Raw genomic sequence first — 26,572 nt, forward strand, 5'->3', positions numbered from 1 at the left:
TCCCTGAGTCCATCCATGACGAATGCATTCACCTCAGGCGAGACATTCTCGCAGAAATCCAAATCAACTAGGGAGTCGTTCCAGCCGCGGCCAGAAGCGCTCGTTCCTGATGGCGCTGGAGTGCAGCCTTGATGAATCCATCAAACAGCGGATGCGGTGACTGGGGTTTCGACTTGAATTCCGGATGAAACTGCACAGCAGCAAACCATGGGTGCCCGGGGAGTTCCACAGCCTCAACGAGCGACCCATCCGGACTCGTTCCCACGAGATTCATACCTGCCGCCATGAACTGGTCACGATACTCAGGATTGAACTCGTAGCGGTGTCGATGCCTCTCGGAAATCTCCGTACGGCCGTAAAGTTTGGCCAATAACGAGCCCTCTGCAAGGCGGCATGCCTGAGCACCCAGTCGCATGGTTCCGCCACGATGAGTCACTTTCTTTTGTTCTTCAAGCAGGCAAATGACGGGATGATCCGTATCCGCCACGAACTCGGTACTGTTCGCATTCTTGTGGCCCAGCACTTCTCGGGCAAACTCGATGACCGCCACCTGCATTCCCAGGCAGATTCCGAAGTAAGGAATCTTTTGAGTTCGCGCAAAACGAACCGCACGAATTTTGCCTTCAATCCCCCGCCGACCAAAGCCGCCGGGGACAAGAATTCCATCCACACCGGCCAGGATGGCTGCAGGATCCTGCTGTTCGAGTTCTTCGGCTTCGATCCGTTTGACGATGATTCGTGAATCATGCTTGAATCCCGCATGATCGAGCGATTCGTAAATCGACTTATAAGCATCGCGATGTTCGATGTACTTGCCCACCACGGCAATCGTGACATCATGCTGCGGATTTCGAATCTTCTGGACGAGAAGTTCCCAGCCCTCCATCTGGCGTTCACCAGCCTTCAAGCCCAGTTTGCGAACAATCAAATCGTCGAGGCCATGTTCGATCAGGCCTAGTGGAACTTCGTAAATCGAAAATTCCGTATCCATCTCCTCGATGACTGCGTTTTTTTCCACGTTACAGAACAAGCCGATTTTCTCGGCGTTGTCTCGACCCAGCGGTCGTTCGCAACGAATGATGAGGACATCTGGCTGAATACCAATCTGGCGAAGTTGCTGCACACTGTGCTGAGTTGGTTTTGTTTTCAACTCGCGAGCCGCTTTGAGATAGGGCACCAAAGTCAGATGAATGAACAGGCAGTTTTCGCGGCCGATATCGAGGGGAATCTGACGAATCGCTTCCAGAAACGGCAAACCTTCGATATCGCCAACTGTCCCACCCAGTTCGGTAATTACCACATCCACATCGGGAGCAGCGAGTTTCAATACGGAATTCTTGATTTCGTCGGTGATATGGGGAACCACCTGTACGGTTCCGCCGAGGTACTTTCCCTGCCTCTCTTTTTCGATCACTTTGAGATAAATGCGACCAGACGTGAAATTGGAATCTCTCGTCAGAGGGCTGTGCGTAAACCGTTCATAATGCCCCAGATCAAGGTCGGTCTCGGCACCATCATCAAGAACATAAACCTCGCCATGCTGGTAAGGGCTCATGGTGCCGGGATCCACGTTGATATAAGGATCGAGCTTCTGCATCCGGACTTTCAGCCCGCGACTTTCCAGAATCGTGCCAATCGACGCAGATGTAAGCCCCTTGCCCAACGAACTGACAACACCACCGGTCACAAAAATATGCTTGGACATCCGCAAAAAAATCCTTTGGCCTCGGGCAGATCAGTCGTTTTTGATGGCTCAGCACCCATCAGCAAGATCGAATACAGGAGCGGTCTCCGCTGCTGGATTCGACTCATGCCAGACCACTCTGGCTGGCGAATCCAATTTTCAAGCACTCCGCATCCGCTCTACGAACTGAGCATAATCCTCGGGCGTATCGATTCCAACTGAGGGATGATCAACATCAGCCACCTGAATGTGGACACCTGCTTCGAGAGCCCGTAATTGTTCCAGTTTTTCGAGCTTTTCCAGTGGTGATTGTGGCCACGTGGTCAGTTGCAGCAGAAAATCTGTGCGGAAGCCATAAATTCCCACATGCAGTCTCCAGGGCGAATGCCCCACCAGCATCGATTCATCAAAGCCATCTCGCGGACAGGGAATCACCGAGCGACTGAAATAGAGGGCTCGGCCTGTCGCATCGGTGACGACCTTGACACAGGACGTTGCTGCAATCGATTCCCAGCGTCTCAGGGGGGCAGCCAGGGTGGACATCTGCGCCTTGGGGACAGCCAGCAGACTTTCGATCACTTTCGAAATATGCCCTCGATCAATTTCGGGCTCATCTCCCTGGACGTTCACCACGATCTCAAATTGATCCGCACGACGACGGAGGACTTCTGCCACCCGGTCTGTGCCGCTGGCGTGTTCCCCCGTCATTTCCACGTGTGCCCCAAAGGCCTGGGCAACCTCGGAAATTTCCGTGGAATCGGTCGCGATGATTAACTCATCAAAGAGTTCTGTCGCAGCCACACGTTCCCAGACGTGTTGCAACAAAGGCTTGCCGGTCTGATTAAGGAGCATTTTTCCCGGCAGACGGGTTGATGCCAGTCGAGCAGGAATGACACCACAGATTTTTTGATGCATATTGTTTGAACTTTGATTTCCAACAGGAACAAGTCTTTAGAGTTTACAGCAGTGGTTCGCCAGCGATTTTCACCATCGTAAAATCTCTGATCTGCGGGCCATAAGACTTTATTTGAACCGAGGTGAAAACCTCAAATGTTGGCAACGTTTTTTGAGATGTGATTCGCTGGAGTTCAATCATCCTGCAAGCATTAAAACAGGCAACGTCTACGAACTCCCTCTCTTATAGTAAATCCACGCATCAACTTTAGCAAAACCATCAATAAACAGTGGCTTTTCAACGATCTGCGGTAGCGACTGTATTCACAAATTCCGACTGACGCTTTTCCTGCTGCAATAAATCAAAGAAATTCTCTCGATAATGGGTGGTCTTAAACTGTGATTCTTTGTTCCATCTGTTCATTCAATCTGTACACTTTCAATTGCTGACCGATTGATGCACGAAAACCCCAGGGAAATTGAATTGGCATTCAATTCGTCTCGGATGCGTGATCAGTCTCACACACATATTGTCAACCACCTGCACTCATGTTGCTGGAGAAGACCTCCCAGATCTTCATCGATCCATCTCGACAATTGGGAAGTTTGAATCCCTTTCTTGAAATCAGTTTTACCTCTCTTATGAATGAGTTCCTCCGCCGAGCAGAAGATAATCTCATCGCTTTTTCCGGAATCTTTCATCATTCCGAAATTGCTGATCAGCAATCTTTACTCAAAGAAGTCGTCTCACAGTCACCCATCATTCTCTGGGTGATCGACGAACATGGTGTTTTCCGGCTGAGCGAAGGGATGGGCTTAAGTGCTCTGGGACTGAAACCTGGTGAGACGATTGGCAAGTCGGTCTTCGAGATTTATGCCGACCAGCCTCAGGCGTTGATGGGTGTTCGCCGCAGCCTTTCGGGTATTGAATCTCGGGAAATCGTACGTGTGATCGATCGTTATTACGACAGTTGGCAACGGCCACTGTTCTCGCCTGAGGGAAAGGTTCGCGGGGTCCTGGGAGTAGCGACAGATGTCACTCAACGGATTCTGGCCCAGCAGGAAACCGCCGAGTTCGAACAACGTTTTCGGGCAGCTTTTCATCATTCACCGGCAGCGATCACCGTCACTGATCTTGAAACGGGGCGGTTCATTGATGCCAACGATGCTTACCTCAAGATGATTGGGTTGAAGCGAGAAGAAACGATCGGCAAAACCACCCTCGAGCTTGGCCTTTGGAAAAACCCTTCAGAACGCGCTCCTCTGATTGAAAAAGTTCTCAAGGGCGAAACCATGGCCGCCTCCAGCCATGTATTGACGGACCGCCAAGGGAGAAATCTCTCTGTCCAATGGTCAGCCAGCGTGATTGTGCTCGATGGTCGAAAGTGTATGCTCTCTTGCATGCTCGATATGACAGCTCGAGCCAAAGCGACACAACGTGCGGAATTGACACGTCAACAACTGCGTACTCTTGGTCGACTGGCTCCTGTGGCCATTTTTCGAACGAATGCTCAAGGCGAAGTTCGGCAGGCCAATGGACGCTATCGCCACCTGGTTGGTGATAATGGGCAGTCCAATTCACTGGGCTGCTGGATTGATCGCATCCTCCCCGAGGATCTTCCAGAAGTCACTCGTGTCTGGAAGCATACCGTCAAGCATGGCCAATCCTGCCTCCTCGAGTTTCGCATGGTTGATGCACAATCGCGTGAACGATGGATTCTTCTCAGCACCAAGCCGCTGTTTCATAGAAAATCCTTGCGATCTTTCGTCGGGACGTTGACAGACATCACGTCCCGCAAGCGGGCCGAAGCAGCGATGGAGCAGATGAATCATGCCCTGGAAACCCGTGTTGCCATTCGCACTCAAGAGTTAAGACAGGTTGTCGAAGAGTTGGAAGTGCGCCGTTCCCAATGGGAATCGCTGGTTCGAAATGCCCCTGATATCATTTTGAGAATCCGGACTGACCGTACCATCGAGTTCGTCAATCGCACAGAGTTTGGCTGGCAACCCGAAGATCTGATTCATAAGGATTCGCTGTTTTTTGTCCATCCGGATGATCGCGACGAAGTGGAAAGGGTGCTTTATCTGGTGTTTACCGAGGGGACACCACAAACCGTCCAGTTACGCAGTCGGAAAAAAACTGGCGAAACATTGTGGTATGCAGTGCACATTGGCCCGGTCTACCGTGCGAACACGATCATTGCTGCCACTGCGGTGCTGCGCGACATTACTCAGCAGAAGTTTTATGAGGAAGAGGCGATTCGCAGACGAGACGAGCTCGCTCATGCGTCGCGCCTTTCGACAATCGGTGAAATGGCAGCGATGGTGGCCCATGAACTCAATCAGCCACTGGCCGCGATTGCCAATTTTGTCCGCGGCGCTGTGCATCGCCTGCAGGAACCCAACTTCAAAGTTGATGAAATCATCGATGGTCTTGAAAAAGCCAATCGGCAGGCTCAAAGAGCCGGCGAAATGATCCATGGAATTCGCCGCTTCCTCCGCAAGCGGGATTCCTTGCAGATGCCCATTCATTTACCTCCCCTTGTGCACGAAGCGTGGGGGCTGGCAGAAATTGAAGCCTCCCGCTATCGCATTCAGTTGGAGACCGAGTTCGCTCCGGCACTACCACTGATTATCGCAGACGATGTCCAGATCGTACAGGTGCTCCTGAATCTCTTTCTCAACGGCATCGATGCTATGAAATCCATTCCACAGCCTGAGCGCAAACTGATTGTTCGCGGGCGCGTCGAGAATCGCCAGACCGTCGTTTGTGAAGTTGAAGATCGGGGAACAGGCTTCAGTCCCAAGATTTCCGAGACGATGTTCGATGCCTTTATCACAACGAAAGAGGAGGGTCTGGGGCTGGGACTCTCCGTCAGCAGAAGTATTGTCAAAGCTCATGGTGGGCGGCTGCGATCGTTCCCTAACCACGAAAAACCGGGAGTCACTTTTCAAATGATTCTTCCTATTCCCGCAGATGATTAGCCACTCCCAAACCGTTTGAAGAAATCAGCCATGAAGACTGTAAATTTCTGAGTGACCGAACCCTGTTGTACATTCTGTATCCTTAGTTGATGCACGATGTGAAAGAGATAGAAATCATGTATCAATTCACTTCCTTAGCTCAGGAACTGGCCACCATGACCACAGAACAGCCATTGCCACCGACGGTTTACGTGATCGACGATGACGCTGGATTTGCGGAATCTGCCAAGTTTCTGATTGAGTCGATCCATCGTCCGGTGGTGAACTTCTCTTCGGCGGATGAATTTCTAGCGCAGTTCAACCCCAGGCATACCGGCTGCATCATCTGTGATGTGCGCATGCCGGGCATGAGCGGACTCGAGCTTCAGGAAGTTCTGCGTGAACGCAATTGTCTGATGCCGATCATCATTATCTCCGCCTTTGGGGATGTTCCGATTGCCGTCCGGGCGATGAAAGCTGGTGCGATCCATGTTCTCAAGAAACCATTTGACGACAACGATTTTCTGGAACTTATTCAGAAGGCCCTGGCGGAAGATGCCAGACGACGCGAAGAATTCCGGACACAGCAGGTGGTGCTGGATCGATATGATCGCCTGACTGACCGGGAACGGGAGGTTTTCGAAGAAGTCATTGAAGGTCTGTCGAGCAAAGAAATTGGCCAGCGGCTTTCAGTGAGCTTCAAAACCGTCGAGGCCCATCGGGCGAAAATCATGAAGAAAATGGAAGCAGACAGTATTCCGCAACTGCTGCGTATGTGGTTCACCATTCAGCAATGCCGGCCGACGAAAACCATTCTCCCACCGCAGGGATAAACTCCACCTTGATGACGATGAAGAATTGCACTCCAGGTTTGGACGATCCTTTGAACGACTGACATCAATCATCGAATCCAGTTCAAGAGAATCTGTCTGAATGGGCCCACAAGTATGCATCTGCTGTTCGATCTCGATGGTACGCTCACAGATCCATTTGAAGGGATTACAAACTGTATTCGCTATGCTTTGAAACAGAACGGTTTTGAAGCACCTGCTGCGCAAAATTTGAAGTGGTGCATCGGCCCACCACTTCGATCGAGCTTCCAGCAGTTAACCGGGAGTGACAACCAGGATCTGCTGGACAATTGCCTCAAGTCCTACCGTGAACGATTCACTGCATCAGGGCTTTATGAGAACCGGCTTGTCGATGGGATTGTTGAAGTTCTTGAGGGGCTCGATCGCCAGAAACACACGCTCTGGGTCGCCACTTCAAAACCGGCTGTCTATGCACGCCGGATTATCGCCCACTTCGGTCTGGATCAGTATTTTCTCAATGTCTACGGGAGCGAACTCGATGGGACCCGCACCAACAAAGTTGAACTGCTGAATCATCTCTTGCAGAAGGAACAGCTTTCGCCAGCCGACACCCTGATGATTGGTGATCGAGAACATGATGTCTACGGTGCCAGAAGCAATCAGCTTGCTGCCATTGGCGTCCTGTGGGGATACGGCTCTCACGAAGAGTTGACTCAGGCCGGCGCTCATGCGCTTGTCGACACACCTGGCGAACTCAGTCTGCTGTTAAACAACTGGGCCTTTCATCAGCCCGTTACGCCTTGAGAAGTAACCAAAAAAGTCATCAGGTGGAACTTTCGCAACGATTGACCAGCTTCTCTCAATCTTATTGTCGGAAACAATTACTGACTCATATTTTACTTGGCAATCAAGAATCCACATCTGTACCCTGACCGCGTAGATTTGCTTTGAAGCGAATATCTAAAACATATTCAATGAAGTCCTGATTCTCGCAGATCAAGGGGTGTGCTAATGAATTTTCCCAGCATGATTGGTGGCGGCATTGTTGGTGGAGCACTAGGCGCGACGATCTGGGCCGCGATCATCTATTTCACCAACTATGAAGTCGGCTATGTCGCCATTCTGGTGGGGATACTCGTCGGCTACTGCGTCAAGCTGGGCGCTGGGACATGGCAAGGCTTTGTCCCAGGCGCGATTGCAGCCGTGCTCGCGATTGTCTCTGTGACGGGTGGTAAGTATGCAGCAGCCACGCTTCAAGCCAATGAAGTTGTCCAGAAAATGGATACGCGGGTGACTGATGACAATTTAAAGCTGGGAATGGCTGATCAACTCGTCACGGAAAGAACTGAAAAACAGCAGCCCATCGAATGGAGAAATGGAAAAAATTCCGACACCGCAGAATCACTGGAAGATTACCCGGTCGATATTGTCGAGTCTGTGAACAAGTCCTGGGAAACTCTCACGGCTGAGCAGAAAGCGGCTCAACTCGCAGAAAGTCAGAAAATGATTGACGAATTTCAAGGCGAAATGGCTACCCTGATTCGTCATCAAGCCTTCATGGCCAGCTTCAGTCCTTATGATCTGCTGTTTTTTGGTTTGGCGACATATGCGGCTTTTCAATTGGGCAGTAATGCCGCCCCGAAACCGGAAATACCCACCAAATCTGAACCGTCTGACCAGACAGCATGATTCGGGAAGTAGTAATAGAATTACGGGAGTTGGCTCAGCGGATTGAGAAGTTGACCGCGACTTATGTCAAAATCTTTGTTCTCAAAAGTTCCGCCTGTATCAGCCTGCTGATCAACCGATTTCTGGTCTACATGGAAAATGCCCACCATCAACCTCTACGAGAATATCCAATCTGCTGCTGTGCGCATCGCCCCTTGGATCCACCGCACGCCAGTCCTCACCAGCCATACGTTGAATAAATTGTGTGAGGCTGAACTTTACTTCAAGTGTGAAAACCTCCAGCGCACTGGTTCATTCAAGGTTCGTGGAGCCCATAACGCCACATTCCTGCTGGAGGAGGAGCTGGCACACAATGGAGTCGTGACGCACTCCTCTGGTAATCATGCGGCGGCACTCGCATTGGCGGGAAAGAATCGAGGGGTACCGGCCTTTATCGTGATGCCTGGTAACGCTCCGAAGGCAAAAATCGAATCGACCAGAAGACTCGGCGGTAACGTGATCCTCTGTGAACCAACAGCAGCCGCACGTCAGATGGCGGCTGATCAACTGGTTCAAGAAACGGGTGGAACGCTGATTCATCCCTTTGACGACCTGCGGATTGTCGCAGGGCAGGGGACATGTGCCTTGGAACTGCTCGACGAAGTCCCCCACCTGGATGCCATCGTGGCACCGGTTGGTGGTGGAGGTCTCCTCAGCGGAACGGCCATTGTTGCTCATCATCACAGCCAGGCGACTGACCACCAATGTTTGACTTTTGGAGCTGAGCCCACCGGTGCCGATGATGCGGCTCGTTCGTTAGCGACTGGCGTTCGGCAGCCTATGAACTCACCTCAAACGATTGCTGATGGTTTGCGGACAGCTCTGGGTGAGAACACATTCCCCATTATTCAACAGCATGTCGCTGCCATCGGCACCGTTTCCGATGAAGAGATTCTCAAAGCCACCAGGCTGCTCTGGGAAGTGATGAAGATTGTGGTTGAGCCATCAGGAGCCGTCCCTTTTGCAGCGGTCTTGCAAAATCGACTCCCACTGCGTGGCAAAAAAGTGGGCCTCATTCTCAGTGGGGGGAATCTCGATCTTGATCGCTTGCCCTGGTCTTGATGATCAACAGCAGACATCTTCAGGAATGCCGCAAGAAGCTCTGGATGAAGAAAAGACCGCAGCGACAACACTTGCCGCTGCGGTCTTTTCGTATTCAGGCTCTTCCGTTGCGAAAGTCTCTATTTTTTGAATCTCGCGTCTCGCGGATTGTTTCGAGAAATCGAGTACGCCAGCAGATCCAGTAGCTCCTCCTCATTGAGAGTGCTCAGTAATCCCTTAGGCATCAGCGATTCCTGTGCTGGGGCAATTGACTCAATATCTTTCCTCTGCAGTTCGACAAACTTGGTCGCATCTTCGGGGTCCGTCACCAGCAGAATCGACGTCGGCGATTCATGCACAATCCGCCCGACCAGTGAGCGACCGTCGGCTGTCTCCACTACGCTGGCTTTGTATTGATCCGAAACAACCTTGCTGGGTTCGACAATCGCTTCGACAAGATCCTTGAGTTGGAATCGGCCAGCGACCTGTGTCATATCGGGCCCGGTGGCTCCACCGTCTTCACCAAAGCGATGACAGACAATACAACGTGCGGCCGCAAAGGCACGTTTGCCTTTTTCGAAGTTTCGACCTCGATCGAGTCGGCCACTCGTCACCAGAGCCATCACCTCGTCCTGTGTCCAGGCTTTACCAGGGCCCATCGGCTTTGGCAGAGGGGGTGGTGTGTAAGGCTTACGGGCACCGAGAACTTCCAGTGCCAGTTTTTCGTTTTCAGAGAGCCCCGTAAGGCTCTCGTTCTCCATGTTGACTAGAAACTTGCGGAAACTGTTGCCACCGGCCCATTCACGAGCCCGCTGGAACCAGCCGTGATATCCCTTGCGATCATCAATCGTCCAGGCATCCCGGTCATGAATGGTTCGCAAGGCATAGGCGTAATGAATCTGTAACAGGTCACCACCGCGTTCGAGAGATGCCCGCACGGCACTTCCATAGCCAGCATTACGGGTGATCAACTCTTTGAGTGCATTTTCATCAGGTGCCAGATTGGTGGGACGCCCACGCGAACTGGATTGTTCTGAGAGGAGACTGACCAGTTTGGTGACAATTCCCGGGGCTCTGACAGCGACCAGCATCGAGGAGAGTTGCCGGTCGAGATCGAACTCTCCACTGGGGAATTGGGGATTCCATCGGGCGGCGAAACTCTTCTTAAACTCGGCTGAGGGCTCGCCCAGTCGAATCATCGCCAATTCGTAGGCTCTGAGCAGCCAGACCTTCTGGGTGACTGAAAGCTTATCAATATCAATCTGGTCAAGAGCTTTCAGGATCGCTGGCTGATCGGAAGGATCTGTCTGATGGGCCAACGCGATGGCCCCTTCGATCAGAGCAAGTGGAGAATTGGAGGCAAGAGCCTTTTCTTTCCATTGAGCGACAGGTTGATGCTCAAGTGCTACTCGGGCTGCATAGCGAATGTACCGGTCTTCATGCCCTAGATTTGCCAAAGCTTTGGGAATTGCTTGATCCGGATTGGCCGCAGATGTGTGGAAACTTTCGAGTTCGCGTCTCACAGAACGGAGCGCGGCCCCCTCTTCGGATTTTGCCATGACGGGCTGTGTGGATTCATTTCCCCTGTAGCGCACACGATAAAGTTCACCCTGCCCGCCACGTCCACCTACCGTGAAGTACATCGCTCCATCACGACCAATCGTGACATCTGTCAGTGGGAGAGGTGTGCGAGAGACAAACTCCTCACGCGTGGCACGGTAACTTGAACCTTCCGGAGTGAGATGAATGGCGTACATCGTCCCGAACGTCCAATCACAAAGGTACAGCGCCTGCTGGTATTTGGCCGGGAAGCGAGTGCCATATCCAAACGTCACACCGACCGGTGAACCGGGACCAATGTCATACAGAGCGGGTAAACTGTCTGGAAAAATCGCAGGCCATTTCGCACTGCCACTGCGCCACCCCAGTTCACTGCCGCTGGTGGCATGGTTGACGCGTGTGGGCCGATACCAGGGAGTGCCAAAATCCCACTCCATGTCGGCATCGTAGACAAACAATTCACCATCAGTGTTGAAAGCCATGTCGTAGGGATTGCGATAACCCGCACTCCAGACTTCCCAGCTTTTGCCGTCTTTGTCTGTAGAAACGACATATCCACCGGGAGCCAGAATCCCGGCGGCATGCCCATTGGCATCCCACATGCGAGTGATGATCTGATCTTCATCCCAGTTGGCAGGCAATCGACTGGCACCATCTCCCGCGACTTCGACGCGTCGCTGCTCAGTACGAATCCCCCCCATCGTTTGCGGCGGGGTAAGATCTTTGACGTTGAACGGAACTTTGGTGTGATTGCCGCAAATCACAAACAGCTTTTGACCGTCGGGCGAAAGCACAATGCTATGCGGGCCATGCTCACCACCACCTTGCAGATCGCGAAGTTTCTCAACTTTGTCGAGAACATCATCTCCGTTGCTGTCGGTGGCTCGATAGAGCCCGCTGCCTGGCCCACCATTGCACACCACGTAGAGAGCATCAAAAGCCCAGAGAAGCCCTTGTGCTCCCGAAAGTTCGACTGGAATTTTTTCAACGATGGTTTCACCGGTGCCATCGAGAGGGGCTGGTGTAATTCGCACCAGGCCTTTGCCACCTTGATCACTGGCAATCAGCCGACCCTTAGGATCCGAAGTAATCGCCACCCATGAACCCAGTTCATCCCGGGGGACCACAAACAGGCGTTCGACTTCAAAGCCGCTGGGGACTGAAAAACTCTTCGCTGCGGGACTGACTTCGTTCGCATTTGTCATCACCTGGCCCCATGGGCCTTCTCCCGGCTTGGCCACCAGCTTGATGGGGTGCTGTTTCGGAAGATCGTCGCTTGAAAAAGCCTGCCAGCTCTCGTCGCTCTCGATAGTGGAGACTTTTCCCTGGGCATCTTTCATACTCAGGCGGCAGGCAAACGCCGCGATCCCGCCTTCATTGCTGACTTTCGCCGTCAGAACATTTTCCCCCTTGGCGAGCTTACCTGTGAGAGGGATGGTGATGGGAGTTTGCCATTCGTTGCTCGAACCAATCGACTTCCCATTCAGGAACAACTCCATCTCGTTATCGCACGTGGCGACAAGCTGCGCAGCCACGAGACCTTCGGGAACAACCCACGACTTCTTGAGTACATAAGGTGAGTCGTACGATGGGCCCCAAATCCAAGGAGCATTCTCAGCCGGAAACTTTGAATCGGTACCGGCAGTCAGCTCCCGGCCATTGACGGGCATGCGTTCGACAGGCTGCGACCATTTTTTCTCAGCAGGGTCCTCAGCTTGAAGAGAGATGTTCGATCCGCACAGCACCAACAGGCTGCAAGAACAGACCAACCGAAAACGATGCCAAGGATTGGCGAGAACTTGATGCCGACTCATAAATCACACCTGCCCATCAATGAAGCTATCATCCCGCAGATTAAAAACTTGATCCTAGAGTTAACGCATTCGAGAACGAAACTCCATAGGGCACCTCGTCACAGGGCCACATCCTGGTCAATCAATGATTGACAATCGCTTCCGCCACCCGGCGACCACTTGCCAACGCCCCTTGAATCGAAGCTGTCTCCAGATAATCACCCGCAATGTAGAGTCCAGGTCTGAGCATCGCTGGCCGAAAATCATGCTTCAGTCGCGATCCCGAGAGTTTTCCAACGGGCTGCGCTGGCAGCGCATGCTCGATCCGATAGGTTCGCAAATGCTCCAGTTGCGGCAATGGAGATCCCGACCATGGATTAGCCTGCGAATGCGATTTCGATTTCAAGCCGAACCAGCTTTCAATCTGCTGGCGAACATCAGACTGCAATTTCTCTGGATCGCTTTGGGCGGCTGCCCCCACCACTGATGCTGATATCAGAGTTTTGCCTGCTGGTGCGTAATCGGGAGAGACACCGGCTGGGAAGCAAAGATTGTTGATAGGCCCATGCCCGTCTCCATTGAGCATTAACCAGCGATGAGCAACATGCGGTATCTCACAACTGAAGTAGAGGCAGGCCGTCGAACATGTTTTCGTTACCGGGATGAATCCTTCACTCAGCCTTGTGGCAGAAAGGCCATCTGTGGCGAGAACAATTGTGGGAAAGGATTCTTTCCTTCCGTTGGCGAAAACCAGCGTCTGGCCGTCAATCTTCTCGACCGGCGAAAGATAATGGATTGTCCCTTGGGGAAGCCGGCTGGCCAGTTGCTCGGGAATCTGCTGCATTCCCAGAGCAGGGAGTGCGGCCTCACCTTCCGCTAACATTTTGAAAACAAAGTTGAAGAATCGACTGGTTGTCTGCAGGTCGGCCTCCAGAAAAATGCCGGAGTACCACGGACGAAAAAAAGCTTCGATCAGCGATCTGGAGAAGCCAATGTTCTTCTGCAGGTAGTCGATGGTTGGTAACTCGGGCTCATCCCAGATCTGCTCGATACTCGTCGAGAGTAACCGCTGGCGAAGGCGGTACAGCTTCCAGAAGTCAGCAAAGTTTGCGAAACCAGAATTCAAACTGGCCCACGCTGTCGATGGCTTTCGCCAGGGGTCGGCCATCAATTTCCAGTCACCTTGATAATGGACCAAAGCACCGGGATTAAACGAACAAAGTTTGAGTGCAGGATAATCAAGGACGGCCTGAGCTTCTGGATACGCCGTCTGCAAGACTTGAAAACCACGATCCAGGCGAAATCCCTCATGGAAATCTGTGCGGATGCGTCCTCCCGGTGCATCGCTGGCCTCGAAGACTGCACACGGAATTCCCATGGAAGATAACTGGAGAGCGCAGGCCAATCCGGCCAGGCCCGCCCCGACAATTCCAACCGAATCCGTCGTCACTCCGCAAACTTTCTCATCAGAGGCTCTCAAGTTAATCCTGGGATCACATTCCAAATCTGCTCTCTCACGTTCGGCCTGTTGCGAATTGAGAGAATCAGACTTCATTTGGAAAGAATCTGACCAGTGGAAGTGTAGAGATCCATGCGACCTCGGCTACCCACCCACAGCAAAGCCTCATTTTTGACCTGCCGCCGCTCGCTCCCTTGCTGATCAATAATCTGCACGGAATGGTTCGATTGGTAGACACTCAGGCCATAGATCAAGGAAAGTTGCGAGTCCCGATTCTCAAAGACAGGTCGTTCTTCAGGAATCTTTCCTATGGGATAAATGAACGCCCCCAGAATTTCAGTTTTTGCCCCCGCTTCCGCCAGCAACTTCTGGCTTTCGTACTCGGTCTTGAAGCCGAGTGACCAGATCGTAGCACCACGGCTGTGGATACAAGGCCCTGCAGCGTGACTTTCCGGGTTCCACTGACGTACCCAGACCGATTGTGGATGATCGAAATGCCAATCTGCCCCGCCCACATCTTCGGCAAACAGTTTTCCACCACTCCCCGCAACCGTGGTGCTGTAACGCCTGGGTGAACTGCTTCGTAAAACGAGAGTCGCTGGCGAGGCATGCTGCACGTGCTGACATTCCAGCCGATCAAAAACCAGGGTGTGCCCTGCCTGCGGTGCATCGAAGATCAGGAGGGGCGGAGGAGCAGCCTTAGCGTCGGTCTGCTCGAAATCTCCCGATCGACTCCAAACACTGGGATGCCAACCGATTTCGTGACCAAAACCCACGATTCGCTCCAGCGGTGCATGGAGCTTCACGGGAGTCTTCCATTGAAATCGCTCATTGGCAGGGAGATAAACCACTCGGGCACCATCATCCACAGCCGCCTGTAAGGCCAAAGACCAGTTTTCATCAACCACTCGATGGGCATACTTCAACAAGTTAACCCACTCCTCGACGGGTGGCACCTTCGGTTCAGGTGTCTCCTCAATCTTGAGCCGAAGGCTTCCTGTGGGATGACCGAAGCCTTGAACCACTTTCTGACCCGTCAACTCTTCGATCCACGGCCCTTCGATGGTTTGTTCCGAGTATTCAAGAGGTGGTTTACTGAGACCTTGCTGGTGAACTGCATGGCGATAACCGGACGTTTTGACGCGACACGCATAGAGCGCACCGGCTGATTCAATCGCATTGGCCGAATTGCTCCCGCCCAACAGTTCAGAGTCGAGCAGTGTGACCATCGAGTTGGCGCCGACTGTTTCCATCGCGGGAACCTGGTTTTCACTTTTGAGACTGCGAATCGCGAGGATATTGCCGCGATTGCGAATGCCCACCACTCGCTGATTTCTCAGCGTGAGATGCTCAAAAGTATGGCTGTACTCCTGGTAATTGATCGCCACACCGACATCGAAACCAGAAATTGAAACATGTTTTGCCAGCGCCGGCCCCACATCATGATGTGTCAGGTCAAGTCCGACCAAACCGCTACCATCGCCCGAGCGAATGAAGACGTTTTCGAGCCTGCCAAGATTGTTGGAATGGTACTCCAATCCCTTGGCACCGGGATTTCCCTTGCCGGTATCAATCGTCATTCCTTCGAGATAGAGCGCGATACTGCTGCCATTCACCCAGGGATGAGAACCTGGCGTCTCCTTGGTAGAACTCATTCTCAGGACGGGTTTGGGTGCTTCCTTATCAGTAAAAATCTGATCTTTAAGTCGAAGAAACGTTTTATCGGGCCCCGCACCCTTGATGTCGATAAACCGGGAGCAATAGAGCATATCACTCACGAGATACACACCTTCAGGAAACACCAAGGTGTTTCGAGCGAGGGGAACTTTGTCGGCCAGATGTGCAAACGCCGCATTGATGGCAGCGGTGTCATCCGTGCGGCCATCACCCGCCGCACCAAAGTGGCGTTTGACGTCATAGCAGCCCGCATCTATTGGAACGACCTTCTGAGTCGAGACAAAATCCACCTCCTCGATCGCATCTTTTCTGGCTCTCAAGAACTGGGCGGGATCGAGAGGTTGCGTGACGAGTCGTACCTCATCGATTTTGCCATGAACGCCCCAGCGATCCTTACTCCCCCCGATATAAAAGTTCCCAAGACTTTGAGTGGTTAAATCTTTGATCTCAGTGGATTTCGAAAGGTGATAATCGATCCAGCAGGTCAACATCGATGCCTGGCGGTCATAGACCAAAGCCAAATGTCGCCAGGGATTTTTCTCCCTTTGGAGCCGTGACGTCGACAGGTAATGACCCACAGGAAACCTTTCCTGACGCCCATCAGTCATGCGATAGCCAAAGCCATGGAATGTGACATGATGATTCGGGTTCCAGTTCCATTCGAGTGCCAGTTGAGTACTGGATTTTTCAGTACCAGGAAACCCACAGATCAAGGCATTATTCCCGGCTTCGTCTGCCGGGTGGATAAAACACTCAAGTGTGAACCCACGGGATGGGTTCTCCCACATGGAGCGGGGCAGTTCATAGACCAGTGGCCGACTGCTTTCGTGCGATTCTGAGAAACTCACACTGTGGCGGTTGTGCCGCGATTTCCTGGTGAGTGGGTCATAAATGAATTCACCCGGAGTATCTTCACTCAAGGGAAAAGTGCCGGTGACTGACGAAGCGAGGGGCTCAACCGGGGTTGTTGCAGTATTCGATATGGCATTCAGCTTTTCTTCGAAGCTCCACAGCAGAGATTCCATCTGACTTGCGACACTGGGCACGGGCTGATCATCAGCCAGGCTGGCTTTACACGTCAGAATGATTGCGAACTGGCTGATACATGCTGCGATCAGCACCTTGGCCTGGAAATGGTGTCGGTATAGATGTCTTTGAATCATGGTCGGAGTGCCTCATTCAAATCTCTAAAGATCTCTAAGGATTCCCGCTCGCGATGCATCCAGCCAAGTCATTTGGTCGATCCTCTCGAATCGCCATCAAAACCCGACCACTAGATGATGCCAACTCTCAAGACACATCCATCCAGCGAATGCCGCGTGACTTGATCTGTTCGACAGCATCCGGCAAATCAAACTTTGAGAGGACATCGGGAATCATGGAAGATAGCGGCCACTGATAATCCTCTGTGTTCGCCATTGCCAGATAACTGTCGGGCAATCCCACAAACTGCACACTGGCAATCTCTGCGGACAGGCAGGCAGCGAGGAGTGCCGGGATTGTTCCACGATCCAAGGCGACCAATTCAATCGATGAATGCCCTAAAGACTTGAGCCAGGCAATTGTCGAAAGCAGATCGAAGACTCGCTGGCATGGAATCGAGCGCCCCAACATGAGTGAATGAATCGCATAAAAGTAGTCGTTGCCGTAAGGCTGAAGATAAGTTTGTGTGCCACCACAGGTGTCGGGGCGGGAATCACCAACGCCACGCAGGTCGCAGGCGAAGAAGGGTTGATCGGGATTTGATTCTATCCGCCGGCGCAACCACGCTTCTTCACGAAGTTCGCTGTCGGTAGAGAGATCCGACACATAAAGTGAGCAACCTTCCTTCAGAACGGGTGGCCTTGATTCCAATCGCTGCTGGGCGAGGCGATAGACAATCGTTTCAATTCCAGGCTCTGTCTGAAGTGCATAATGAGTCACACCGGGGCGTGGATACTTGCGCCCTGAGACACTTCGAAGAATGCGGTAGTCGGGTACGGAGAATTTTTCAGGAAGCTGAAGGCATGCTCGAAGATGCTTTTTCCAATCCTCGCCGACCTTTCGAGGGCGAGCCTGTGCGATCAATCGAGCTTTCTGAGCCGTCATACTGAAGACCGTCGCTCCTTTGAGTTCCGCCACCTGGCCTTGAGTGGTCACGAACAGATCGGCATCTTTTTCCAGTAGGATCTGAGGTTCGGTACTGGCTTTGGATTGACCGGTGGCCTGATGGAAATGGGCATACATCGCTTCCCGGCTCACGCGAGAATAGTCATGCCCACCCGGTGCAATCGAGAGTTTCAAGTTGTCTTCATGACCCAGCAAACGCCAGATTTTGCGAAGCTCTTCATAAGCCTGAATGGTCCCACGCACATCAAAGAAGTCTTCCTCCTGGGCAAGAATGACGACCGGCTTCGGAGCCATGACCGCCACAAAGTCGGCATGATCCAGACCGAACTGCAAAGCTTCAGGCGGACACTGTTCCGTATCCGTGGGGAGTTCATTCTGAAAGTTTCGATAGAAAGAAGTCACCGCACAACTGGGGGCCGCCATTCCCCACCGGGAATCGAGACCACACAGCCACATGGTCAAGGTGCCACCGCCGGAACTTCCTGTAATCCCGATCTGATGAGGAATCACATCCTCGCGCGACTGGAGATAATCCAACGCACGAATTGCATCCCAGGCACGGGTCGTCCCCAGAAACTCATTGATCAGGAACTGCTGATTCCCTTCATGAAGGTGTTCCAGCACGCCGATCCCGATCCGGGACTTCGCTGCATCATCCGCAGGATACTGGATTCTTTCTCCCTGACTCACCGGGTCAAAGATCAACACAATGTAACCTTGCCTGGCCAAACCTTGCGCAAACGACTGGTATGAAGGATAGGCCTTGCCATTTACGGCATGGCCACATTCCCCCACGACAGCCGGGAAGGGGCCTTTTGTGGCCGTTGGCACGTAAAGATTCGCCGTCACAAAAAAACCGGGCTGACTTTCATACAACAGTTTGTCAACGCGATACGTATCTCTATTGAGAGTTCCAGTGATCCGCGCATTGAGCGGAGTGCGTTCTGGAAAACTGCCAAAGGCTGTTCTGATCTTCTGACTGACATCCTGAATGTAAGAAAGAGCCGCTTCGCGGGTATTGATCTGAGAGAGTTTCGATTGGCGTTCCTGCATTTTTTCGCGGATCTGACCATCGATGTAATTGTGCATCATCCGGCCAAATCGCTGGATGGGAGGAAGTTTTTCCTGTTCTTTGAGATTCTGGATCACACTTTCTGAATTCGATGGGATGGTTGCTGGCTCATGAGGCGTGTTGTTTGCCATCGCAGTTCCTGAGCTGCTTTGAACACCACCTGCCAGACCCCCGATGACCGACACACCAGTTCCTGCAACACCCAGGGCAGTGACTCCCAGCATCGATCTCCGAGAAAGCATAGTGGTTTCCTTTGGATTCACAGTAAGACTTACGACACTCATCCAGAATGATCTTTGCGATGGAGTGATTTTTCATTAAATCGTCATAACCGGCATCTTCCACAAAGTCTGCAAGCTAAGGTCAGGAACGAAGGTTTTTGCAAAAAGTGAATGAATCGACCTTCAGAAATCGAATTCAGAGCCCCAGTGCGATTCCATCAACCTAAAATTCCGTATTCCACGAGCTTAATGTCCTGAGAAAAAGTTTTGAGGAATCCTTTCGCTGACAAGTTGTGATCGATCATCAGGATCTTGCTTGCCGATCATATAAGCAAGTGTTAATGTGATGGAATCTCTGCCAGCTCTGCCAGAATATTCCGCCCGAACTTCCTCAAGATCTGTTGAGGCCCACCATGAACCCAACCAGAATTTTTGTGATTGCGGCTGCAATGGCCCCAATACTGGTCTGGAGTTGTGTTGTTCAAGCGGCAGAAATTCCATCTCCGGATTTGAGCATTTCCACCGCGATTGATCGCCTGCTGCAAGAATCTCATGATCGCGCCGGGATTGTGCCGGCTCGCCGGACAGATGATCGTTCTCTGCTGCGCCGAACAACACTGGATCTTTCGGGACGAATCCCGACTTCGGCAGAAATCCGTGCCTACGAGCAGGATTCGGCTTCCGAACGTCAGTTACGACTCGTTGATCGTTTGATGTCAGCCGCCGACTACGCGATTCATCTTCGCAATGAGCTGGACGCAATGCTTTCTGCGGGTGGAAACAGTCCGCAAGAATGGAAAGATTACCTCCTGAAAGCTTGCGAAGAGAACCAGCCTTGGGATGAGACCTTTCGTGAACTGCTGGCACCGGATCAGAATATCGAGGCACAGCGCGGAGCGGCACATTTTCTCAAGTCACGCCTCAACGACCTGGATGATTTAACGAACGACACAAGTTCGCTACTTCTGGGTGTCAGCATCAACTGCGCGAAATGCCATGACCACCCGCTGGTCGAAGACTGGAAGCAGGATCATTACTTTGGCCTGCAGGCTTTTCTGGCACAAACCTATCAGACACGTGCTGGTCGTCTGGCAGAGAGACCACCCACCGAGCTGAACTTCAAGACGACATCGGGAGTCGAAAAAGCAGCCAGACTGATGTTCCTCACGGGAGCGACAGTCACGGCGCCTGAAGACAAACGGACGGACGAACAGAAAAAAGCCGACGCTGAAATGGTTCGGAACCAGCGTGAGAAGGAAGGTTTGGCACCACCTGCCGAGCTCGAATTCAGCCCACGCAAAGAGTTCGTCAAGCTGGCATTAGATCCTGCCAATCGAACCTTTATGGCCCGTTCGATTATTAATCGCACATGGGCTCGACTCATGGGGCGAGGATTGGTTCATCCCGTCGATCAGATGCATTCCGGAAATCCATCGAATCATCCCGTCCTGCTCGACTGGCTCGAAAGAGATTTCATCGACCATGGTTTTGATTTGAGTCGGCTCATTCGAGGAATCGTCCTGAGCGATGCCTATGCGCGATCATCTCAATGGGTGTACGACACACCGGCCCCTCCCGCAGATCAGTTTGCTGTCGCAGCCATCAAGCCGCTGACTCCTCAGCAACTGACGGTCTCCTTGATCATCGCCACCATGAACCCGGAAAAGATTCCTTCAAGTGATTTCCATGAGCAGGGCGTTGATCCAAACACATGGAAATCTTTTCGTACAGAATTGGAAAAGAAGGCTTCCGGCACAGCCAGATTGCTCGAATATCCGGGTGAGAACTTCCAGATTAGTGTGACGGAAGCCCTGCTATTCAATAATGCAGCACAGATCCAGAACAACTACCTGAAATCCTCGGATGATCGGCTGGTCAATTTTCTCTCCAACCAGTGGAAAGCACAGCAAACTCAAGAGGATTTACATGCCAGAAGGATGGATTCTCTGATCCAGACCAGCTTTGAAATCGTTTTTACAAGAAGAGCAGAAGAAGACGAAGTTTCGATGTTTCGTAACTACCTGCTGGAGCGAAATGAACGTCTCCCGGAGGCATTTCAGCAAATGCTCTGGGCCATGATCACCAGCCCTGAATTCCGCTTTAACTATTGAATCGACACCACGACGAACAGACGGCAAACAACCGGATTTTCAATTCCAGCGAAGGTGGTACTGATTGATCGGGCCATCCTAGGCTGAAATTCCTTTGTTTTCCGGAGAGGACGGAAGATCATGTCACTCTTCTCGCAGGATCAATGGCCCACACGTATTCCTCCCCATAACGGGCTTCGGGGAATTGAGAATGCCAGCCAATTACGAGACGGCACCAGCCGCAGAGGATTCTTGAAGGCTTCGCTGGCTGGGACTGCGTTCGCAGCGAGCATGCATCAACTCGATATCTTGCAGAGCCCGGCTTTGGCCTCCGAGCTGAAAAGGCAGCAGAAGCATGTCATTCTGATCTGGCTCGCTGGCGGTGCCAGTCAGTTAGAAACCTGGGATCCCAAACCTGGTCGGGCAACGGGTGGGCCTTTTGCCGCCATTCAGACGAATGTCGCCGGTGTGAGCATTTCCGAATTGCTGCCGAAAATGTCGCAGCGGATGCACCATTCAGCGATCATTCGCTCGCTGAATACCAAGAATGCCGATCACGGCGGTGCGGCCAAAATTATGGAAACAGGCCGGGCTGTCGATCAGGGAATTCCCTGTCCTGATCTGGGAGCCATGATCGCCCATGAACTGGGGCGTGCCGACAGCCAGGTACCGGATTATGTCTCGATGTATTCTTCAACCGAAGGACGAAGGCAGGGCGGCTCGGGCTTTCTGGGTGGCAGATATGCTCCCATGTTCCTGACAGAGCAGATGATTCCTGAGAACACCTCGCGACTCGAAAGTCTTTCCGAACTGGATCACTCGGCCCGAAGTGACTTGAGATCTTTTCTCGCCAATCGATTCCGGGAAGGACGTCCCGACCTTTCAGTTGATAGCCATAACAGTGCTTATCAGCGGGTGCGCGGGATCATGTCCAGTGCCAATCTGTTTAATATTGAACTGGAGCCCATGGATGTCCGGGCTCGATATGGCCCGACACAGTTCGGCGAACAATGCCTGATTGCCCGTCGGCTGGTCGAGGCTGGTGTTCCCTTCGTGAAAGTGGCACGAGCCTGGTGGGACAGTCATGGTCAGAATTTTGAGACCCACCTCGAACTGGTCACGGAACTTGATCATGTCCTCGCGACCTTAATCGACGATCTGGAAGAACGTGGACTTCTGGAACATACCCTGATTGCCACCTTTGGCGAATTCGGGCGTACTCCACAAATCAATTCGAGTCTGGGCCGAGATCACTTTGCGAGTGCCTGGAGCGCTTCGCTCCATGGGGCGGGTATTCGTGGTGGTTCGGTCTTTGGAAAAACCGACGCTGACGGTCTGAAAGTGATCGATGGAGAGGTCAACGCTGCCGATCTGTTTGCCACGATTTTCCAGGCGATCGGCATCGATTATCGCAAAGAATTCCATGTCGGCGCAAGGCCAGTACCGATCACCGATTTTGGTGGCAAACCCATTCGGGATATTCTCCTTTAGCCTGCACTCAGACCATCGAGATCATCATGGGCCGCATCACTCAACTCAAACCACTGTCTGAAATCAGTACTCCAGAGATCAACCTGTCGATCACACGGAGTGCGGTCTCTATGGCGGATGACCAGAGGATCATCGTGGTCGGAAATTCGGCTGGGCAACTGGTCGAGTTCGATTTTTCCTCCAAGAGTTCAACATCTGAGAAAACAAGATCACGCCCATTTGAATCGGGCCATTCGAGTTATGTCACCGGTGTCGTATGGACAAAGGGTGGGATTGTTTCTGTTGGTTACGACCGCAAGATGATCTGGTGGGATCCCCTTGAGCGAACCGTTTTGCGTGAGATCGTCGCTCACGAAAAATGGATACGACGAATTGCTGTCAGCCCGGATAGTACAACGATTGCCACCGTCGCCGATGACATGCATTGCAAGCTCTGGAATGCTATCACCGGCGAGTTGAAGTTCGTGCTGGATGATCACCAACCTGTCACGCCACATCATTACCCTTCGATGCTCTATGCCGTCGCGTTTTCTGCCAGTGGTGAACAACTCGCCACGGGAGACAAGGTTGGCCACATCGCCATCTGGGAGACGCAGACGGGTCGAAAGCTTGGTGAATTGGAATCCCCCGGGATGTACACGTGGGATCCCAAAGCGAGGCGACATTCGATTGGTGGAATTCGCAGCCTCGCGTTTTCTCAGAACGGCAGCACATTAGCTGTGGGTGGGATTGGGGCAATCGGCAATGTTGATCATCTGGACGGCCCGGCACGAGTTGAAATTTTCGACTGGCAGCAGGCCAAATCCCTCGTGCAGTTATCTGATACGGCCATGAAAGGTCTGGTCGAGCAGCTGCATTTTTCGAATGATGACAGCCAGTTGATCACAGCCGGTGGCGATAACAATGGCTTTATCACTGTCTACGATCTGGCCACAAACAAGATTGATGTCCAGGTGAAAGCCCATCAGCACCTGCATGGAATGATTGTCGATGAAGCCTCGCAAAGGCTCTATGCAGCCCACCATGGCAAAGTGTCGATGTGGGAATTGCAGGACCAACCTGTTGCGTGAACCAATCCGGCGGAAGCTCTGGCAGTATCTAGCAATCCTAATAAGATGGCCCCGCCAATCTGGCGAATCATCTGAACCAGATATCCAACGCCAATGACCTCGCGGCTCCGCAAGAATTGCAAGAGATGCCGTCGAACGCCTGTCAGAAATCATCTCGTTCTGGCTGATGATCCATGCCGTAAGGCTGAAACGTACTTCAACGTCTACCATTCTCCGTGGGTACTAAGAGACGTTAGTGGCACCGAGAGCAGCTTTTCGCTCTCGAACTTGACCAGCCAGTGGGAATTCACTCAATTCTCAGTGAATTTTGTCGGTTAAGTAACTCTTGCCGATTCACGAGAATTTCCAGCTCGACCACCGGGTTATCGATCCCTCAAACACGAGTGGTTTCAACTGATAACTCCAGGTGCTCGACTTCTTCAGGACGAAAAACTTGAGTAATTCGCAAATTGCTGCTGCACTGACGGAACTTGCCGACCTGCTTGAGCTTCTGGGAGAGAATGCTTTCCGAGTGCGGGCTTATCGAAATGCAGCCCGTACGATTGAGAGCTTGCCGGATGAAGTCACGTTGCTGCTGGACCAGTCTCCCCATGCACTACTGGAACTGGAAGGGATTGGAAAAGATCTCGCACAGAAGATTTCCAGCCTCGCAACAACTGGGCAACTTGACCAACTCGATGAGGTCAGGTCGCAGGTTCCTCCAGGTGTTGTGCAGATGCTCAAAATTCCTGGGCTGGGCCCGAAGAAAGTGGCCACTCTCTGGAAAGAACTCCAGGTGAACACCTTGGACGATCTGCAGGCGGCAGCCACTGCCGGTCGAGTTGCCGAGTTAAAGGGCTTTGGCAAAAAGACAGAGCAATCGATATTGGAGGGCATTTCGCTGGCTGCAGAAGCGGGTCGGCGTGTATTGATTTCCATCGCGCGAGAAGCTGCTGAACAGATCGCACAATCGTTACGAAAAGTCGCTGGCGTTGAGCGAGTCGAAATTGCAGGGAGTGCACGACGCTGGAAAGAAACGTGCGGTGACCTCGACTTGCTGGCGATTGCCGCCGATTCAACGACAGCTATGGATGAATTGTCCCAACATCCACTCGTTTCCCAGGTGGTCGCCAGAGGCGAAACGAAACAGCATGTTCGTTTGAAAAGTGGCATCGACCTCGACTTGCGAGTTGTTCCACCGGAGTCTTTTGGAGCCGCATGGCAATACTTCACCGGATCAAAAGAACATAACGTTGTCATGCGGCGGCTGGCCCAGGAGAAGGGCCTGAAGCTGAACGAATACGGCCTTTTCCGTGGTGAAGAGATGGTCGCTGGTACCGACGAAGAGAGCATCTACAAGACTCTTGAACTTCCGTGGATTCCCCCGGAGCTGCGGGAAAACCGGGGTGAATTTCACTTGCAGGCCCCGATTGATCTGATTCAGCCTGGCGATCTGCAGGGAGACCTGCACATGCACACTACAGCCACCGATGGTGCAGGCTCGATCGAGGAAATGATCGAAGGAGCCCGGGCAGCAGGCCTTAAGTACATCGCGATCACCGATCACTCCAAGCGGGTGGCGATGGCCAATGGACTGGATTCTGTCCGCTTGCGGGAACATTGGCGAAAGATTGATTCGATCCGCCAGAAAACCAGAGGAATCGAAGTTCTTTGTGGTATCGAATGTGACATCCTTGAAGATGCCACACTCGATTTACCTGATGACGTTCTGGCGGAAGCCGACTGGGTGATTGCGGTCTTGCACTACGGCTTACGACAACCGGCAGAAATGATCGAAAAGCGACTGCTCGCAGCGATTCAGAATCCTCATGTCGATTGTATTGGGCATCCTTCAGGACGGCTGATCGGATCACGGGCACCGGCAGAGATCAATTACCATACCTTTTTGAAGGCTGCACAAGATTACGGTGTCATGCTGGAGATCAACGCCAATCCGGCCCGGCTCGATCTGAATGACATCCAGTCAGCCCGCGCCAAGGAATTGAGAATCCCGATCGTCATCAATTCGGATTCGCACCACATCCATGGATTTCAGGTACTCGAGTACGGTGTGCATCAGGCCCGCAGGGCAGGGCTGACGAAGGCCGATGTCGCCAACACACTCGACTTTGCCAGCTTTCGTAATCTCATTCGCCGCAATCGCTGATCATCAAGCACTCGTCAAAACAGATTTCAGGTGGCATCAAACCATTGGTGAACAAATCGCAGGACGGCGCTGAAGATCGACGGGTTGCGGAATTTGAATTCGAGACTTCCGCCGCACCTCTCGATGCAAAATGTTGTTGTAAAACTGACAAATCAAAGTTTGCACCAATCAGAGCTCCATTCGAAGCTTGAGCCCACTTTTCGACGGCAAATCGGCAGTTCCTGCCGCTTGCATTGCGAGATGCCATGTGACACCTCTTTCCAAGGGTGTGGCATGGAACCTGCTGAGAAAACTGACATAGTCCGCTTGCCGCTCACAAAGCCAAAGCGGATAATGAGATTTGCAACCTGGGAGAGTCAAGAAATGCACGGGATGATGTGATTGATGCTGGCAGCAATTCCCAAAACGTGGGCTGATTTTACAAACAGGCTTCCCGACTTCTGGGAATTGCTGGGGATAACATTCATAGTGTTCGTGCTGATTTGGGGGATTTTTCGGCTCAAGGCATGGTTTCGCGACGATGACGATCCTGCGGACGCTGAACGGCAATTGCTTTTACAACTTCACGAAATGACCCGCGAGGGTGAGTTATCCGAGGATGAATACCGATTGTTGAAGCGGAAGCTTGGCGTATCAGTTGCAGAATCGATCGGTGGCCCTTTTCAAAAGCGACCGGCCATTCCTGCAGATGATTCGCAAGGCCAGGCAACCGATGATTCTGTTGATCAGCCACCTGCGGCAGAGCAACAGAATACCTAGCC

Annotated in this window: 16 protein-coding genes; 10 read left to right on the plus strand and 6 right to left on the minus strand. The window is 52.3% G+C overall.

What is annotated here, in order from left to right; translation table 11 throughout:
• Positions 1-67 precede the first annotated feature (67 nt).
• Both PLIM_RS08900 and kdsB read right to left on the minus strand, forming a co-directional pair.
• Positions 68-1,705 (minus strand): CTP synthase, encoded by a 1,638-nt coding sequence (locus tag PLIM_RS08900; protein WP_013109977.1) that lies wholly within the window; start codon positions 1,703-1,705, stop codon positions 68-70.
• 138 nt (positions 1,706-1,843) lie between these two features.
• Complete coding sequence (gene kdsB, locus PLIM_RS08905) at positions 1,844-2,599, minus strand: 3-deoxy-manno-octulosonate cytidylyltransferase (RefSeq protein ID WP_013109978.1); 756 nt, start codon at positions 2,597-2,599, stop codon at positions 1,844-1,846.
• A gap of 585 nt (positions 2,600-3,184) precedes the next feature.
• On the opposite strand from kdsB, the gene PLIM_RS22710 reads away from it, so the two are divergent.
• From PLIM_RS22710 to PLIM_RS08930, 5 genes are all read left to right on the plus strand, one after another.
• On the plus strand, positions 3,185-5,563 hold the full coding sequence (locus tag PLIM_RS22710; protein ID WP_196349555.1) for a PAS domain S-box protein: 2,379 nt from the start codon (positions 3,185-3,187) through the stop codon (positions 5,561-5,563).
• 116 nt (positions 5,564-5,679) lie between these two features.
• Complete coding sequence (locus tag PLIM_RS08915) at positions 5,680-6,375, plus strand: response regulator transcription factor (RefSeq protein WP_013109980.1); 696 nt, start codon at positions 5,680-5,682, stop codon at positions 6,373-6,375.
• A gap of 114 nt (positions 6,376-6,489) precedes the next feature.
• Complete coding sequence (locus PLIM_RS08920) at positions 6,490-7,158, plus strand: HAD hydrolase-like protein (protein ID WP_013109981.1); 669 nt, start codon at positions 6,490-6,492, stop codon at positions 7,156-7,158.
• A 207-nt stretch (positions 7,159-7,365) separates the two neighbouring features.
• A complete protein-coding gene (locus tag PLIM_RS22715) occupies positions 7,366-8,043 on the plus strand; it encodes a hypothetical protein (protein ID WP_013109982.1) in 678 nt (225 codons plus the stop codon).
• A gap of 138 nt (positions 8,044-8,181) precedes the next feature.
• Positions 8,182-9,144 carry a threonine/serine dehydratase gene (locus PLIM_RS08930; RefSeq protein ID WP_013109983.1) on the plus strand — a complete coding sequence of 321 codons (963 nt, stop codon included), beginning with the start codon at positions 8,182-8,184 and terminating at the stop codon, positions 9,142-9,144.
• 119 nt (positions 9,145-9,263) lie between these two features.
• On the opposite strand, the gene PLIM_RS08935 is transcribed toward PLIM_RS08930, so the two are convergent.
• The 4 genes from PLIM_RS08935 to PLIM_RS08950 form a co-directional block, all read right to left on the minus strand.
• Positions 9,264-12,497, minus strand: a complete 3,234-nt coding sequence (locus tag PLIM_RS08935; protein WP_013109984.1) for a c-type cytochrome — start codon at positions 12,495-12,497, stop codon at positions 9,264-9,266.
• 121 nt (positions 12,498-12,618) lie between these two features.
• Positions 12,619-13,926: an NAD(P)/FAD-dependent oxidoreductase gene (locus tag PLIM_RS08940; RefSeq protein ID WP_041403393.1), complete on the minus strand. Its 1,308-nt coding sequence runs from the start codon at positions 13,924-13,926 to the stop codon at positions 12,619-12,621.
• A gap of 101 nt (positions 13,927-14,027) precedes the next feature.
• Positions 14,028-16,775, minus strand: a complete 2,748-nt coding sequence (locus PLIM_RS08945; protein ID WP_013109986.1) for a glycosyl hydrolase family 28-related protein — start codon at positions 16,773-16,775, stop codon at positions 14,028-14,030.
• A gap of 127 nt (positions 16,776-16,902) precedes the next feature.
• Entirely contained in the window at positions 16,903-19,035 is a 2,133-nt protein-coding gene (locus PLIM_RS08950) for an alpha/beta hydrolase family protein (RefSeq protein ID WP_013109987.1), read from the minus strand.
• Between the two features lie 392 nt (positions 19,036-19,427).
• On the opposite strand from PLIM_RS08950, the gene PLIM_RS08960 reads away from it, so the two are divergent.
• From PLIM_RS08960 to PLIM_RS08985, 5 genes are all read left to right on the plus strand, one after another.
• Positions 19,428-21,125, plus strand: coding sequence for a DUF1549 domain-containing protein (locus PLIM_RS08960; RefSeq protein WP_013109988.1), 1,698 nt, complete (start codon positions 19,428-19,430; stop codon positions 21,123-21,125).
• A gap of 120 nt (positions 21,126-21,245) precedes the next feature.
• Positions 21,246-22,595, plus strand: coding sequence for a DUF1501 domain-containing protein (locus PLIM_RS08965; protein ID WP_013109989.1), 1,350 nt, complete (start codon positions 21,246-21,248; stop codon positions 22,593-22,595).
• Between the two features lie 26 nt (positions 22,596-22,621).
• Positions 22,622-23,665, plus strand: coding sequence for a WD40 repeat domain-containing protein (locus PLIM_RS08970; RefSeq protein ID WP_013109990.1), 1,044 nt, complete (start codon positions 22,622-22,624; stop codon positions 23,663-23,665).
• A gap of 433 nt (positions 23,666-24,098) precedes the next feature.
• Positions 24,099-25,811 (plus strand): DNA polymerase/3'-5' exonuclease PolX, encoded by a 1,713-nt coding sequence (gene polX / locus PLIM_RS08975; protein ID WP_013109991.1) that lies wholly within the window; start codon positions 24,099-24,101, stop codon positions 25,809-25,811.
• 384 nt (positions 25,812-26,195) lie between these two features.
• Complete coding sequence (locus PLIM_RS08985) at positions 26,196-26,570, plus strand: hypothetical protein (protein WP_013109993.1); 375 nt, start codon at positions 26,196-26,198, stop codon at positions 26,568-26,570.
• The last annotated feature ends 2 nt before the right edge of the window (positions 26,571-26,572 follow it).

Origin of the sequence: Planctopirus limnophila DSM 3776 (genome assembly GCF_000092105.1) — a bacterium.
GTDB classification, from domain to species: domain Bacteria; phylum Planctomycetota; class Planctomycetia; order Planctomycetales; family Planctomycetaceae; genus Planctopirus; species Planctopirus limnophila.

What these genes read in the sequence shown, in the direction of transcription:
- PLIM_RS08900 (WP_013109977.1), bottom strand. Translation starts at nt 1,705, where the DNA reads ATGTCCAAGCATATTTTTGTGACCGGTGGTGTTGTCAGTTCGTTGGGC.
- kdsB (WP_013109978.1), bottom strand. Translation starts at nt 2,599, where the DNA reads ATGCATCAAAAAATCTGTGGTGTCATTCCTGCTCGACTGGCATCAACC.
- PLIM_RS08915 (WP_013109980.1), top strand. Translation starts at nt 5,680, where the DNA reads ATGTATCAATTCACTTCCTTAGCTCAGGAACTGGCCACCATGACCACA.
- PLIM_RS08920 (WP_013109981.1), top strand. Translation starts at nt 6,490, where the DNA reads ATGCATCTGCTGTTCGATCTCGATGGTACGCTCACAGATCCATTTGAA.
- PLIM_RS22715 (WP_013109982.1), top strand. Translation starts at nt 7,366, where the DNA reads ATGAATTTTCCCAGCATGATTGGTGGCGGCATTGTTGGTGGAGCACTA.
- PLIM_RS08930 (WP_013109983.1), top strand. Translation starts at nt 8,182, where the DNA reads ATGCCCACCATCAACCTCTACGAGAATATCCAATCTGCTGCTGTGCGC.
- PLIM_RS08935 (WP_013109984.1), bottom strand. Translation starts at nt 12,497, where the DNA reads ATGAGTCGGCATCAAGTTCTCGCCAATCCTTGGCATCGTTTTCGGTTG.
- PLIM_RS08945 (WP_013109986.1), bottom strand. Translation starts at nt 16,775, where the DNA reads ATGATTCAAAGACATCTATACCGACACCATTTCCAGGCCAAGGTGCTG.
- PLIM_RS08950 (WP_013109987.1), bottom strand. Translation starts at nt 19,035, where the DNA reads ATGCTTTCTCGGAGATCGATGCTGGGAGTCACTGCCCTGGGTGTTGCA.
- PLIM_RS08960 (WP_013109988.1), top strand. Translation starts at nt 19,428, where the DNA reads ATGAACCCAACCAGAATTTTTGTGATTGCGGCTGCAATGGCCCCAATA.
- PLIM_RS08965 (WP_013109989.1), top strand. Translation starts at nt 21,246, where the DNA reads ATGTCACTCTTCTCGCAGGATCAATGGCCCACACGTATTCCTCCCCAT.
- PLIM_RS08970 (WP_013109990.1), top strand. Translation starts at nt 22,622, where the DNA reads ATGGGCCGCATCACTCAACTCAAACCACTGTCTGAAATCAGTACTCCA.
- PLIM_RS08985 (WP_013109993.1), top strand. Translation starts at nt 26,196, where the DNA reads ATGCTGGCAGCAATTCCCAAAACGTGGGCTGATTTTACAAACAGGCTT.